Raw genomic sequence first — 14,470 nt, 5'->3', positions numbered from 1 at the left:
CGAAAATCGGCTTGGAACAGCCGTTTTTTTTGCATGATTTTGTTCAATACCACTGCAATAGGCACAAAATATGCCTCCCAACCTTTCATTCAAGAGTCGTTTTACGGCTCTTTTTTTGCGGAATCAACCGAAATGCATGTTAAAAAAACGAAAATCCAGTGGTTTAATCACCGGATTTTTCGTTTCTTTTGTATGCAGTCAAAAGGGTATTCAAGGACAAGCCGTCCTGTTTATACTTTAACTATAACCAAAAACAAAAAAACGAGGTGTTCATTATGGGATGGTTTGGTAAAAAGAACAAGCAGGAAGATGCGATTGCGAAGGCAGATAAAATGATGAATAAAGGACTTACCGGAATGATGATGAAAGGTTTTGTATCGAAGGAGCATCGGGAAGCCATCAACCAGAGTCTGGATTCGGCGAAGCAGGCACAACTGGCGGCAAGTGGTTCCCTTCCCTTAACCGCAACAGCCACGGTAATCACGATTACCGATACGGGCAAGCTAATCAATTTTGATCCGATTGTTGTGCTTGTGCTGGATGTAACAGAGACGAATGGCAATCAGTATCAGCGAACATTGGAAACACTGGTGTCTAAGATGCAGATTCCGCGCGTGGGAGATCGGGTGGGATTGGGTCAAAATCCGGCGAATCCGTCCGAGCTAATTTACATGGGGCTGTTGTCCGTCTAGAAGGTGTTTGAACTGCAAAAGGGCAGCTATCATTTAATAAATACAATTAACAACGAATAATAGAGATATAGAGAGGGTGGGGCAGGTGGTAGGTTTCCTGAGATTGGTCGGTGTGTTGACTGTATTTGGGGTAGGGTTCTCCCCATTTCTGTTAGAGCAGTTGTGGAATGATTCTTTTATTATTATACAGGCATGGTGGTATACACCAGCCATTATTGCCGGATTTGGGCTGATCTTTATTCCCTCCATTTTGGCTAATATCTTCGGCGTTGGGAGGGTGAAGTCAGGATTACCAGCGGTTGGTGTCATTAATAGTATCCAGCAGACGGGTACGTATATTAATGAGCAGCCGGAAGTTCGACTGGGCCTGACCGTCTCGCTTAAAGGGCGTGAGAAATACGATACCGAGTTGAGAACGATTATACCATTGACGTCTATGGCTCAGTTCCAGCCGGGTAGCTTCATTCCGTTAGTGGTCTCCGTGAAGGATGAACGCAAGGTAGGGCTTGATCTGAAAGGAAGACTGTCTCAGGAAGATATGCAGCAATTGCTGGATGAGAAGATGGTGCAGCATGGCGTGGCACCTGAGATGATGGATATTGCACGAACGGGCGAGAAAGCGATGGCCAAAATTTTGGATGTTACTCCACTTGGAAGCGGAGGTAATGGCAAAATCAAACTGCAGCTTACGCTTAGTGTAACGAAGTCAAATGGAGAGACGTTTAAGGTGACCACACCAAAGGAAATTTATCCATCTGCCCTACCTCAGGTTCAGCAAGGCCATATTATTAACGTGATCTACTCGAAGCAGGACCCGTCAAAGTTGGTGCTGGCACTGAATGTACAGGAGGGACAGTTAAGTGACCTTTTCTCATCCTGATGCTGTATAAACAAAAAACCTGCAACATCACTGTATTCGTGATGGGCAGGTTTCTTTTTGTATTTTGTTTTGGGGAGAATCTGGATGAACTTGCTTAAGATCAGACGATGCCCAAGCGCATCCGATATGAGAATAGGACTTGTCTCGATTCTCCATCAAATATGCGTGTAGCCAGCTGTCTAAATTCGTCTGCTACCTCGAGCAGATCAGTGGCTCCGAGTTTCACTGCCGTTTGCAGGCCTCCTTGGCTTAGTGCCAGATTGACGTATCGGTCCGCATCGAATGTTTCCCGATGATGAAACACAATTTCACGTGAATAACGGAACAAGCCGGACTGCTGAATCTGCTGCAAATGTCCGTCTTTACTCCATTTATGTGCTTGATTTTCCTGAGGAGCCAGACTGGCAGCTCGATGATCTGCCTCCGTATTCAACTGCAGATAGGCTTGTTCCAGCTGCCAATCGACCACTGGTGGCCAGTCACAGTCGTAGGCAGCAAATATGCCTCCTGGACGTAGTACACGCGCAAATTCGCGTAGTGTGGATTGGGGCTCCATCCAGTGGAACGACTGTGAGCAGGTCACGATATCCACACTGCCATCAGGTAGTCCCAGTTCGTGGGACAGGCCGGAGACAAAGCGAAGATGGTCCGGTTTGCCTGCCGCTTCCCATTTGGACTCTGCGACAGCTCTCATATCATCGCTTGGCTCGACTCCAATAACACGTTCTGCCTCATTTAGCCAAATCCATGACGATAAGCCCGTACCGCAGCCAACATCCGCGACCAAGCGAGGTTTGCTGTCCAAATAATTCGTCAGAATATCTACGACCTCGGTGGGCGCAGCAGGCCGGTTCTGGTCATATAACGTACCGAAACCTTTGAATCGTTCCACATTGTTACGTCTAATGTCTTGCATGGACAAACCTCCTTCAGGAAATGAAATAGATAGCAAAAAAGTAAAAGAATCAACAGATGATCAGAGCTTCATTATATCATTCATTTTCCAACCTGTTGTTAACGACCTGTTGCAAATGCTCTACCGCTTTGATATGTCGCCTAAGCAGTTCCTGTCCAACGTGTGGAGGCTTGACTACGGTCAGGTCAGATCCAAACGACATCAGGAAGGAGTACAGCCATTCCCCCTCATTGAGTTCAAGGGCAACGCGCAGCCTGCCGTCGGGCTCTTTTTCAACGCGTGACGGTTCAAAAAAATCATATACCCTATACGCAATAGAGTTGGAGAACGACAGTTCCAAAGCGATTTGGTTGATAGAGACTTGTGTCTCATTTTCCGGTGATCCGATGTTCATGTTGTTTCGGGGAACCCTCGGCAGAAATTTCAGCTGGGTAATGCGTTTCATTTTGAACGTCTGAAATTCGTTTCGATCATGCTCGTCGTGGATGTATCCCTTGAAATACCAAGTACTGTTCTTGAACAAAAGTTTGAGAGGCTCAACAGTCGGGACACTCTTCTCTCCATCCGAATTGACATAGTGAAACGTAATCCATTGATTCGTGAAGATCGCCTGTTTGACCTGATTGAACAGTTCCCTCTCCTGCAGTGGAATGCTGCCCCATGGTGAAAAATCGAACTCGATCCAATCCAGCTTGTGATCAAACAGGGCGGTTAAACGTTTGAGCATATGGGCAGTGTTAAGGTGAGGGATAGCGCTGACGCTATATAATCCAAGCAAAATTTCATTCTGATCATCTTCGGACAACAGAGATTTGTCCATGACAAAGTTGTCCATGAGATGGATGCCGCCATGCTTTCCGGTTGTCGTGTATACGGGAATACCCGCTGCACTCAGTCTATCGATATCACGGTACACCGTGCGCACGGATATCTCGAATAAACGCGCGAGCTCGGGGGCGGTAGCTTTCTTTTTCTCCAATAACAGCAATAGCATTTTGAATAATCGGTTATTTTCCATGTCGACATTATACCATGACAATAGGTGTCAGGGTATGGGTGGTACACTTGTGTTAGAGTCTCACCAAGACATTTTAGCTCAGTCTTATAATTAGTTTTTGATTTATTGCAAAGTAGTGAAGGGGACGAAATCGATTCTGAAGAAACGAAGTGTTCGCCTAAAAGCTTTCTGTAAGAAAGCTACTTCGGAAGCATACGCTATCATCGGATTTTTCCACTTAGAAAGGGGAATAAAAGAAATCCGAGGATAACAGCGATCAGAAGAACGATTCGTGACCGAAACGGCTACTTGCATAACATCAAGCACTTAATTTAGAAATGAGTTAAAAATGAAGGAGGAATTGATGATGTCGATGAAAGACGGATTTTTCTGGGGTGGCGCAACGGCTGCCAATCAGTTTGAAGGTGGATGGGACAAGGGTGGTAAAGGCCCAAGTACTTCCGATATGATGACAGGTGGAACGCACACAACACCACGGCGAATTACGCCTGTACTGGAAGAGGGTACGTATTATCCGAGCCATGAAGCGGTTGATTTTTATGGTCATTACAAAGAGGATATTGCCCTGATGGCCGAAATGGGTTTCAAAATGTTCCGCATGTCTATTAACTGGTCCAGAATCTACCCGAACGGTTATGATCTGGAGCCAAACGAAGAGGGATTGCAGTTCTATGACAACGTCTTTGCTGAGTTGAAAAAGTACAACATTGAGCCGCTCGTGACCATTTCTCACTACGAGACACCATTTGGTCTGACCCAGAAATATAACGGCTGGGCTTCCCGCGAAGTGATTGATTGTTATACCCGATATTGTACAACCCTCTTCAACCGATACAAAGATCAGGTGAAATACTGGCTGACCTTCAACGAGATCAACTGTCTGACGATGCCAATGGGGGCTTATATGGCTGCAGGTATCCTGTTTGAAGGCAAAGAGACATTGATCGATGGTGTTGATGATCCACAGACCCGCTTCCAGGCGCTGCATCACCAATTTGTTGCAAGTGCAAAAGCGGTGAAGCTGGGACATGAAATCAATCCTGATTTCCAAATCGGCTGTATGGTCGCTTTCATGACAACATATCCGAATACATGCAACCCGGACGATATTTTGCTCGCGCAGAAGAAGGACCAGCTGTCCAACATGATCTGTGGAGACGTACAGGTTCGTGGAGCATACCCTGGATTCGCCAAACGTTTCTTCGCCGAAGAAGGCATCCAGATCGAGATGCAGCCGGAAGATGCACAGACTCTGCGTGAAGGCTGCGTGGACTTCTATTCCTTTAGCTATTACATGTCCTTGGTCGAGAGTGCGGATGAGTCGTTGGATAGAGCAGAGGGAAATCTGCTGGGCGGCATCAAAAATCCGTATCTGGAAGCTTCCGACTGGGGCTGGCAGATCGATCCTAAAGGATTGCGTTACACGCTGAATCACCTGTATGACCGTTATCAGATTCCATTGATGGTTGTGGAGAACGGATTGGGTGCAGTGGATGTAGTAGAGGAAGATGGCTCCATTCAGGATGACTATCGCATTGATTATTTGAGAGGTCACATCGAACAAATGAAAGAAGCCGTTGCCGACGGTGTGGAGCTTATCGCTTACACGATGTGGGGATGTATCGATTTGGTCAGCGCATCCACAGGCGAGATGAAGAAGCGCTATGGTTTCATTCATGTGAACAAGGACAATGATGGCAATGGTGATTTGAGTAGAACACCCAAGAAGAGCTTCCACTGGTACAAAAAAGTCATTGAATCCAATGGCGAGGAGCTCTAAGTTGCCACTGTAAAATAGATTCATAATGACGTAAAAGAACCTCATTGGTGCTTGATGCAACCATGAGGTTCTTTACGTTTGGTTTGTTTTCAAGCATGGGTTGGATCATTGCATGGTGATCGAAAAAGCCTAAGCGAGAGGTTTGGACTGTAACAGGGAAAGGCGTTCCAGATGTCGCTGATAGAACCATATGCATACGGCAAGCCAGCATCCACTCAGAAAGTACCCACCCACGACATCACTGGGATAGTGCACCCCCAAATAAATTCGGCTCATTCCAATCGTCAGGATGAAGATCGCACTCACGATAATCATGAGTACGCGTCCAGTCGCTGTCGGTACATGCTTCCAGATTAAGAAGGCCAGGCCGCCATACAAGCTGAACGCTGCCATGGAATGGCCACTCGGGAAGCTGTAACCACTCACCTCAATAATCCGGTTAATCGTAGGTCTGGCGCGCTGGAATACCAGCTTAATCAATGCATTGAGCAGAGTCGAGCCCGCAATAACACAGGCGAGGAAGAGCAGCTCGCGTTTGTGCCTGAGGTAGATATACAGCACAAGCATGGCGAGAATGGTAATGACAACCACAGGCACCTCGCTGCCAATCCAGGTAAAGAGCTGCATCAATCGTGTCATTCCGGGTGATTCCATGCCCTGAATCCAACCAATCAAAGTATCGTCAAAGACGTGGATCTGGTTGTCGCTGATGGACAGGGCGATGCTTACAAATGCAATAAGGCATAACGCTGCAACGAGCAGCGGGATGGAGATATTCTTTTTTAAAGTCTGATTCAAGTGACGGTTTCCTCCAAGGTGTCTGAATTCTGATGATGCTCAATACAATATTCGTATTATGCTATAATCTTACAATAAATATAGCTTCAAACAAAATGTGAACGATTACAAGATGAGTGTGGCAATCTGAGCCGGGGGTGAAAGGATGAAGCGCTTAGTATGGTTTGCATTGATTTTGTTGTTGGTTGGATTGGGTTACACGGTATTTCCTGGGGAAAAAGCTTATGCTTGCAGCTGTGTAGAATCGAATGCTCAAGAGAAACTGAAGACGTCCACATCGGTTTTTACAGGTAAAGTGGTGAAAAGGGGTGGGATGCAAATATTCAGCCCTGACCGATTGAGAGCATATACCTTTGAAGTGGATACCGCATGGAAGGGTGTTTCTTCTAAACGAATGACTGTCATGGGTAATGATGCCGGTTCGGAATCTTGTGGGATTCAATTGGAGAAGAACCAATCCTATCTGATCTTTGCTTATCAGAATAAAATGGACGATAAGTTGCATACGAATCTTTGCAGTGGCAATGTTTCCATTGATCAAGCTGGAGACGCATTAAAGCTGCTGGGAGCAGGAAAAGTAGTGAGCCAGGATGATTTTGAAATAACCGATCAAGGACGAAGTTGGTCATTTTATCTCATTATGTATGGTGGACTTATTTTATTGCTTGTATTGGTAAGTAGCTGGATCTGGAGAAGGAAGAAGCGCGTCTGATGTTAGGATCTGATTCAAGGGAAAATGGTATTACGGGCAACGAAGGAAAATATAAATCCCCGCATGGAATATCGAGGTAAACTCGCGTTCCGTGCGGGGATTTTATATATTTGGTCGGATAATCGTACCGATTCAATTAGTTTAACTGCAGCATATATTCATAAGCCGTGATACCGAATACTCGTTTAAAGTGTCTGTTCAGATGAGTCAGGTCGACAAAACCACATTCGGCTACAGCGGAGTAAACATCCTTATGCGTTTCAATGGACTGTCTGGCACGCTCCACCTTGCAATTTAGAAAAAATTGGTAAGGAGATATGCCGGCATGGGACTTGAACTCGCGGATAAATTGAAACTTGGACATGTTGAATTCCGCACTCAGGTCGTCCAGTTTCAGAACATCTTCAATACTGCAAAACATCATTTCTTTCGCTTTTCGAACCAGATTGTCCTGAGGCCGCCACAACTTGGTGTCCATTTCCGACTGGGAGAGTAATTGCAACAGGCCCAAGAGCAGTTCATTGCATTTCGCTTCATCCTGTCCGTTTTGAACAGCATCATTCAGCATCAGGATGCTTCGTGCAAGCACAGGGTCATAGACGATGGGGCTATTAAAACGCAATTCCTTTTTCCCTAGAACCTCTTCGACCAAATCCGGCTTCAGATATAGCATGACATAGTCTATGCCGGCTTTGTCATAGGAACTTCCATCGTGGGACTGTTCCCGGTTGAATAACATCACGCCGTTTTTGTGGGAGGCCTGATAATGTCCGTCCAGATGGTATTGCTGAATACCGCGAAGCGTTACTCCTACTGCATATTCCTCGTGGCAATGCTTTTTATAGGTGAAATCCGTAAAGCTGGCGGATAAAGCCAGTACGTCCTGTGATTTCTTATAATTAAACAATTCCATGCTGCACACACCTCCCGCGCGTTAGATGATTCCCGATACCATAATGGCTGAGTATAACAAAAAAAGAGCCATAAGCATACTCACTGCTTTTTGATGACGATTGAGTAACGTTCTGAAGACGGAGCCAAAAACGACCCAACTGGAATAGGCGAAGAAGCCGATGATGGTAATGATGATCACGAACAGAAACGTTGTCATGGTGCTATCGTAGTACGGCAGCACATAGCTGGGAATGACAGTGAACGTGAACAGAACCACTTTTGGATTCACAAACTGCATGATTAAACCATTCAGAAACCCCGTAACTTGCTTCGATGCCGTCTCGGTGGAACCCATTTTATAGACTTGATAAGCCAGATATATCATATAGACACTACCCACGATCTGCATCACATGGAGAATGCCAGGCAATATCTCAGCGAGAAGATGATTAAGAAGAGCAGAAGCAGCTAGTAATAAGCCAAATGCAACTGTGGCACCCCACACATACTCCATCGTTTTCCGGGGACCAACCTGCCCGACGGAAGTGAGAATCACAATATTGCTGGGGCCAGGTGTAAAGGTAACGACAATACAATAGATGAAAAAAGATGTAAGATTCATAGTGCCTCCCCGAGTTGTAGTTACATGATCATACTCCGGGGAGGCATTGGCTTATAGTACATTATTGCAGCAGAATGCACATGAGCGGGAAAAAAATTATAACTTTCCAGCTAATAGAAACGTCATAGAAGTAACTACTCTGATATCGAGGTGATTAAATGAAAGCTGTAAGTAAGTTGCTGTTCCTATGTATGATACCTCTTTTATTGTCTGCCTGCTTACAAAACGCGGAAAGTAAACAGCCGACCAATAATTTGGATCTGAGTCCTCCAGTTGAAATTTCATTTGAAGAAGCGGAAGCTAGGACCCCGTTTGAAATCAAACAACCGTCAGTTCCTTTCCAAGTTACTCAAAAATCAGCAAGGATTTTAGATACCAATGGTAAATTTGAAGCAGTAGAAATTACGTATGTAAATACCGATGAAGGATTGAACCTGATCACTATGATTACAAACTCAAAGGTGGATACGCCTCCGAATGGGAAGAAAGGTCTAAAATTATCTAATGGTTCGCAAACGTGGGACCAAGGAGACGGACATGTAAGTGCCATCTATTGGAGAAACGAGGGTTTGACTTACTCTCTTATTTCAGGAAAAAATAACAATCTTGAACCGTTATACGATTACCAAACATTACTTGAAATTGCAAATACATTAAAATGATTTTGGTAAGCTAAATCTTTACGGTAACGGGGCACGATAGTTTAATTAACTACCTTTTCGCATAAGGCAGATCTCTTTTAGATTAAAAACAAAACCAAAAGACCCAACTTCTCTATATGTACAGAGGAAGTTGAGTCTTTTGGTTACTGTATTAAAGCACCTGTTCAATGAATTTTACATTAAGGCATCCAGAAAACGGGTTGCGATCCCAAAATAGATAAACAACGACAAAATATCATTCAGCGTTGTGATTAATGGGCCGGAGGCGACCGCAGGGTCTACTTTGAAACGACTGAGCAGAAGCGGAATGCAAGTGCCGGTCAGAGTTCCGATAACCAGAGTGAAGAATAGTGATACTCCAATAATGGCTCCGAGCAGCCAGTCACCTTGCCAGAAATAGGCGATGACCGTAATCAGCAAACCGCATACAAGCCCAATCATTATGCCTACTTTAATCTCTCGGCCAATTAGTGCGAGCACTGTAGCCTTGTCCAGCTTGCGTCCAATCAGTCCGCGCACAACGACAGCAAGGGATTGTGTACCCGTATTCCCCGTCATACCGGCTATCATGGGCATGAAGAACGCCAACGCCACAACCTGATTCAGCGTGTCCTCGAAAAAATCCACGATGCTGCCCGAGATCAGTCCGATAAATAACAATAAAATCAGCCAAGGAAGGCGACGTCTGACGGCAACCAGCGGTTTGGTATCAAAATCGATGTCTTTACTGCCGCCACCCATCTTGGCGATGTCTTCACTGGCTTCGTCCATAATAATATCAATGACATCATCCATTTGGATAACGCCGCATAATCTGCGGTTCTCATCCACGACAGGCAGAGCCATAAATTCATAACGCTGCAACAGCTGTGCAGCTTCTTCCTGGTCCATATCGACTGTTGCATGGATGACACGCCGGGTCATCAGCTCATCCACTTTGGTGTTGTCACCTGCCTGAGCAAGGGATTGATAGCTCACAACTCCAACCAGTTTGCCTTCATCATCGGTGACATACAGATAACTGGTCGCAGGAATGTGCAGCGTAGCCTGCGATTCTCTCAGTGCTTCCTTTGCGGTTTCATGCGATAACAGGGTACGGTAACGATCGGTCATGATACGTCCAGCCGTTTCCGGTGGGTAGTTCAGCACGGAGCGAATAATGGCTGAATGGTCGAGATTCATATTGGACAACAATTCTTCTCTGCGTTTGAGGGGCAGATCATGCATGAAGCGAATCAGATCACTTTTGTCCATTTGCTGCATGACTTCAAGAGTGCGCTCCGGGCCTAACTGTTCGAATAGATGCACTTGTTCGTGAAGCGTGAGCGCTTCTGCCATGTCGGCGAGAACGTCAGGCTTGAATAAGAGCAAGAAGCGTTTCGTCTCTTGTTCAGGGAACTTTTTATATACGAGAGAAAGGTCGTAGGGATGTAGTTCTTTGGCCCATTTATAAAACTCGGTCAGGTTTTGGGTTTGCACGAATTGCACAAGGAGCTCCGTAATCTCTTCAACCGAAAAATCTTTTTTGGAATGGGTTCGATTCATATGTAGTCTCCTTTCTAAATGGATTCAACTCCGTATTCTTAAACGAAAAGGAATGGAAGTTAAACAGCGACCACGGGAAATGGATATTGTAATCTTGCTAAAACATTCGATATGGGCTTACAAATGGATGCTGCCGGGATATACTTGTTGTAGAAAACCCGATGAGGAGGAGACATGTGGAATCGGTAGTAAGAACACGATTGTTATCTCTGGTCGAACCGGAATATCAGAAATTCTCGGCTGCGCTCATTCCGAATATCACGAATCTGTTAGGTGTGAGACTGCCTGAAATACGCAAGATGGCGAAACAAATCGTCAAAGAGGACTGGTGTGCCTATCTGAAAACCGCTGATGATGATTATTTTGAAGAAGTGATGCTGCAAGCGATGGTCATCGGTCATGCCCAAGCAGATATTGAGGAACTTCTGCAGCATATTGCCTGGTTTGTTCCCAAAATAGATAACTGGTCAGTATGCGACAGCTTCTGCGGTGGTTTGAAATATACAAAGGCACATCTGGATCAGGTGTGGCAGTTCTTGCAGCCCTATCTGGTATCCAACCAGGAGTATGACATTCGCTTCGGGGTTGTGATGCTGTTGAACTTTTATATGGAAGAAAAATATATCAGCAGAGTGCTTGCTTCATTAGATACCATTCATCACGAAGGGTACTATGTGAAAATGGCAGTGGCCTGGGCGATTTCCATCGCTTATGTGAAACAGCCTGAAGCGACGCTGCGTTATTTGGGGGACAATACCTTGGACGACTTTACGTATAATAAGGCTCTTCAGAAAATAACGGAGTCCTATCGTGTTGATCCGGAGACGAAGCAGATCATCCGCAGCATGAAACGAAAAGTGAAAAAAACGGTTCGTGTGTAGTATGTGTGCATAACGAGAAAAGAAACCAGATAAATCTACGAGGGGAAAGGGCGATTGACGTATGAGAAAGAGCATCATGTGGACTAAAATGGAACTAGACGGTCGTCCGTGGGTATTGCTTGCCACCGAAAAAGGGTTATGCCGGGTCATCATGCCCAATGAAACGCTGGAAGATTGGAGTAGTTGGATTGGCAGAATTGCTCCTGGAGTGGAGCTCGAAGAAAATGAAGCAGCGTTGAAGCATACAGGCATGTTGGATTGGCTGCAATCCTATTTTGCCGGAGATAAGGTGGCTTTCACAGACGAAATTCCACTCGATTTGATCGGTACGGCATTCCAACAGCAGGTATGGACGGAGTTGGGGAATGTTCCTTATGGTGAGACAAGAACCTATGGCGACATTGCTGCTGCGGTGGGAAGACCTTCAGCGGTGCGAGCTGTTGGGGCAGCCAATGGAGCCAACCCTATTCCGGTACTGCTGCCGTGTCATCGCATTATCGGTGCCAACCGCAAGCTGACCGGTTTTCGCGGAGGACTGGAGATGAAGCGAAGACTGCTGGATATTGAACAGATCGAAGGCGTGACGGATGGCGGGCATGCGCGGTTTAATTTTTAGAGAGAGTACCTTCGTTATAAGAGACGGAACCACGGGCTACCGTGGTTTTTTTGTTGTGAGGATGTGAGAAATGAACGAAAATATCGCGAAAGTTTTTGTCTTCCTTCTGGGTTTATTCCGCTATGTTCGCATATACCACATTTTGGGTTATGATGGACGTGGATTACTAGGAAGGCGGAGTCACGGCTGTTTATGAAATCAATGATCAGGTGATCGGGATTGCTCAGGCATACCATGAAGGAAAGGGAAATCGAAGCGAAGAAATGAACAATATTAAAAATACAATTTATTTAAAAATGAGTAGTGTTTTAATCGTTGCTACTATAGGTTGTCTACTTGTTGCTGTTTACTTACGTACCAAATCAAACACGAACATGTATCAATTTTTAACGTGGGACATTTTTTTAGCATGGGTTCCATTCATCATTTCATCAACGATTAGTTATGTAAGCAATAGGAAACTTACAAGAACGAGCATCGCACTAATCGGGGTGATGTGTGCATGCTGGCTGTTCTTTCTACCGAATTCGGCATATCTTTTCACAGAAATTTTGCATGCATTCAGATACTTTGATCCTCAAGGGGAAACTAAATTCTGGGTTAATATTGATTTTTGGTATAGCCTCAGCCTAACATTTGTCTTAGCCATACTGGGTTTACTTCTGTCCATTTGCTCGATACATCAAATTCACAAATTGTTAAATAAACGATTAAACCCATTTAGCGGTATGGTAGTTGTAGGCGTTGTTTTACTTCTGAGCAGTCTAGGGGTATACATCGGGAGATTTAATCGGTGGAATAGTTGGGATGTCTTGAAGCAGCCTGGCCTCATTTTGAAGGATATCATGACTGATTTAAGTGCAGGCAACAGCATTCTGGTTGAATTTGTGGCTATGATATTTGTGATTCAAGTTTTGGGATATATTACACTTCGTATACTAATGGGGAAGTCCAATAATATCTAGACGATAATCGTATGGAACACCAACGTTTTAACTATTTTTGCTGAATAAAGTCCTATGGTACCATTGACCACAGAAGATGAATCGGTACTCGATGCTAGATAGACCGAGTGGAAAGAGGGAGTGACTATGTTGAAGCAGGAATACTGGTTAACCAACGTATCATTGGAGCAAAGTTATGTAATGGAAGACGGGCAGGTAACCGGCACCCGGACGAGCCTTGGTCATCTGCGGATTGAAGATGGAGTCATTGCAGCCATCGTGGGTGGGGATACGGAATTAACAAGCCAGTTGCCAAAGGTTGATGGTAAAGGATTGCTGCTGTTGCCTTCTTTCGAGGAAGCCCATATTCATTTGGATAAAACGTATTATGATGCACCATGGAAAGCGGTTCGACGCATCTCCAGTATTTTCGAACGTATCGAAGAAGAGAAAGTGTTGCTGCCCAAGCTATTACCCGATGCGAAGCGTCAGGCGGAGAGCATTCTGAGCCTGATTCAGGGATATGGGTCTACCCATGTGCGCAGTCATTGCAATATTGAACCGGTCAGCGGGTTGAAACGGCTTGAAGCGACAAAGCAGGCTTTGGAGACATTTTCGGGCAAAATATCCTCTGAAATCGTCGCTTTCCCGCAGCATGGACTTCTCCGCTCTAATTCGGTTGAACTCATGCGTCAATCCATGGCGGAAGGGGCCACTCATGTAGGTGGACTTGATCCTCACACTGTGGACGAGCATATTGAGAAATCGCTAAATGTAATGGTCGAACTGGCTGTTCAGTATCAGGCAGGCATCGATATTCATTTGCATGATTCTGGAGAACCGGGTAAACAAACGTTGCTGCAATTGGCTGATCTGACCGAAGAAGCGGGACTTCAGGGTAAAGTTACCGTAAGCCATGCGTTCTGGTTCGCCCGTGCGGAGCAGCAAGAAACGGAAGATATGGCCAAGCGAATGGCCTCCCTTGGTATGAGCGTTGCTTCGACCGTGCCTATCGGTAAAATGATGATGCCACTTCCGATGCTCCATCAACATGGGGTGAACGTGAAGCTGGCGACTGATAGTTTGACTGATCATTGGTCTCCGTTTGGCAATGGAGATCAACTGGAGAAAGCGGGCCGCTTCGCCGAACTGTACGGGTATAACGATGAGCGCTCCTTGGCTCAGTCTCTTGCATTTGTCACAAGTGGCATCACTCCACTGGATTCAGAGGGACAACAGGTATGGCCGAAGGTAGGGGACACAGCTAGTTTTGTACTGGTAGAAGCAAGCTGCTCGGCAAAGGCGGTTGCCAGAAGGTCTGCGCGTCAAGCGGTATGGTTTGAAGGAAGACTGGTAAGTGGGTCGGTGTAGGATAGAATATAATGGAATGGATGGACCACGGGAAACCGTGGTTTTTTGTTCTGGATCTGTAAGGAAAGAACTGCTAATCAGCAGGTGAGAAAAGAGGAAGGAACTGTTCGCATATACCACTTTTTAGGTTATGATGGAC

At 45.4% G+C, this 14,470-nt stretch carries 15 protein-coding genes; 9 read left to right on the top strand and 6 right to left on the bottom strand.

The annotated features are described in order from the left end of the window. The first annotated feature begins 275 nt into the window (after positions 1-275). A complete protein-coding gene (locus AC3ITG_RS24985; RefSeq protein ID WP_163757613.1) occupies positions 276-692 on the top strand; it encodes a hypothetical protein in 417 nt (138 codons plus the stop codon). A gap of 85 nt (positions 693-777) precedes the next feature. Then, on the top strand, positions 778-1,572 hold the full coding sequence (locus tag AC3ITG_RS24980; RefSeq protein ID WP_489251688.1) for a hypothetical protein: 795 nt from the start codon (positions 778-780) through the stop codon (positions 1,570-1,572). A 100-nt stretch (positions 1,573-1,672) separates the two neighbouring features. Here the strand turns inward: AC3ITG_RS24980 and AC3ITG_RS24975 are convergent, their stop codons facing one another. Together AC3ITG_RS24975 and AC3ITG_RS24970 are read right to left on the bottom strand one after the other, a co-directional pair. Further along, positions 1,673-2,488, bottom strand: a complete 816-nt coding sequence (locus AC3ITG_RS24975) for a class I SAM-dependent methyltransferase (protein ID WP_489251687.1) — start codon at positions 2,486-2,488, stop codon at positions 1,673-1,675. A 76-nt stretch (positions 2,489-2,564) separates the two neighbouring features. Beyond that, the gene (locus AC3ITG_RS24970) at positions 2,565-3,506 is read right to left on the bottom strand and encodes a helix-turn-helix transcriptional regulator (RefSeq protein ID WP_489251686.1); all 942 of its coding nucleotides are present in this window, start codon (positions 3,504-3,506) and stop codon (positions 2,565-2,567) included. Between the two features lie 346 nt (positions 3,507-3,852). Here AC3ITG_RS24970 and AC3ITG_RS24965 point away from each other — a divergent pair, with 346 nt between their 5' ends. Then, entirely contained in the window at positions 3,853-5,286 is a 1,434-nt protein-coding gene (locus tag AC3ITG_RS24965) for a glycoside hydrolase family 1 protein (protein WP_489254529.1), read from the top strand. Positions 5,287-5,415: 129 nt separating this feature from the next. On the opposite strand, the gene AC3ITG_RS24960 is transcribed toward AC3ITG_RS24965, so the two are convergent. Next, the gene (locus AC3ITG_RS24960) at positions 5,416-6,084 is read right to left on the bottom strand and encodes a phosphatase PAP2 family protein (protein WP_072734714.1); all 669 of its coding nucleotides are present in this window, start codon (positions 6,082-6,084) and stop codon (positions 5,416-5,418) included. A 145-nt stretch (positions 6,085-6,229) separates the two neighbouring features. Between AC3ITG_RS24960 and AC3ITG_RS24955 the strand changes: the two genes are divergently transcribed. Continuing rightward, positions 6,230-6,796 (top strand): hypothetical protein, encoded by a 567-nt coding sequence (locus AC3ITG_RS24955; protein ID WP_489251685.1) that lies wholly within the window; start codon positions 6,230-6,232, stop codon positions 6,794-6,796. A 136-nt stretch (positions 6,797-6,932) separates the two neighbouring features. On the opposite strand, the gene AC3ITG_RS24950 is transcribed toward AC3ITG_RS24955, so the two are convergent. After that, entirely contained in the window at positions 6,933-7,709 is a 777-nt protein-coding gene (locus AC3ITG_RS24950; RefSeq protein ID WP_489251684.1) for an AraC family ligand binding domain-containing protein, read from the bottom strand. Between the two features lie 21 nt (positions 7,710-7,730). After that, positions 7,731-8,312, bottom strand: a complete 582-nt coding sequence (locus tag AC3ITG_RS24945; protein WP_489251683.1) for a LysE family translocator — start codon at positions 8,310-8,312, stop codon at positions 7,731-7,733. Between the two features lie 158 nt (positions 8,313-8,470). Between AC3ITG_RS24945 and AC3ITG_RS24940 the strand changes: the two genes are divergently transcribed. Next, entirely contained in the window at positions 8,471-8,974 is a 504-nt protein-coding gene (locus AC3ITG_RS24940; protein ID WP_489251682.1) for a hypothetical protein, read from the top strand. Positions 8,975-9,148: 174 nt separating this feature from the next. Here the strand turns inward: AC3ITG_RS24940 and mgtE are convergent, their stop codons facing one another. Further along, positions 9,149-10,519 carry a magnesium transporter gene (gene mgtE / locus AC3ITG_RS24935; protein ID WP_489251681.1) on the bottom strand — a complete coding sequence of 457 codons (1,371 nt, stop codon included), beginning with the start codon at positions 10,517-10,519 and terminating at the stop codon, positions 9,149-9,151. A 176-nt stretch (positions 10,520-10,695) separates the two neighbouring features. Between mgtE and AC3ITG_RS24930 the strand changes: the two genes are divergently transcribed. The 4 genes from AC3ITG_RS24930 (at position 10,696) to AC3ITG_RS24915 (ending at position 14,331) form a co-directional block, all read left to right on the top strand. After that, the gene (locus AC3ITG_RS24930) at positions 10,696-11,400 is read left to right on the top strand and encodes a DNA alkylation repair protein (RefSeq protein ID WP_489251680.1); all 705 of its coding nucleotides are present in this window, start codon (positions 10,696-10,698) and stop codon (positions 11,398-11,400) included. 76 nt (positions 11,401-11,476) lie between these two features. Continuing rightward, entirely contained in the window at positions 11,477-12,016 is a 540-nt protein-coding gene (locus tag AC3ITG_RS24925) for a methylated-DNA--[protein]-cysteine S-methyltransferase (RefSeq protein ID WP_449006366.1), read from the top strand. 263 nt (positions 12,017-12,279) lie between these two features. Then, the gene (locus AC3ITG_RS24920) at positions 12,280-12,981 is read left to right on the top strand and encodes a DUF1361 domain-containing protein (RefSeq protein WP_489251679.1); all 702 of its coding nucleotides are present in this window, start codon (positions 12,280-12,282) and stop codon (positions 12,979-12,981) included. Between the two features lie 126 nt (positions 12,982-13,107). After that, complete coding sequence (locus AC3ITG_RS24915; RefSeq protein WP_489251678.1) at positions 13,108-14,331, top strand: amidohydrolase; 1,224 nt, start codon at positions 13,108-13,110, stop codon at positions 14,329-14,331. Positions 14,332-14,470 lie beyond the last annotated feature (139 nt).

Source organism: Paenibacillus sp. GL_099_B (assembly GCF_057835695.1).
The sequence above is the reverse complement of the archived record's forward strand: the minus strand, read 5'-3'. Positions and strand labels throughout refer to the sequence as shown.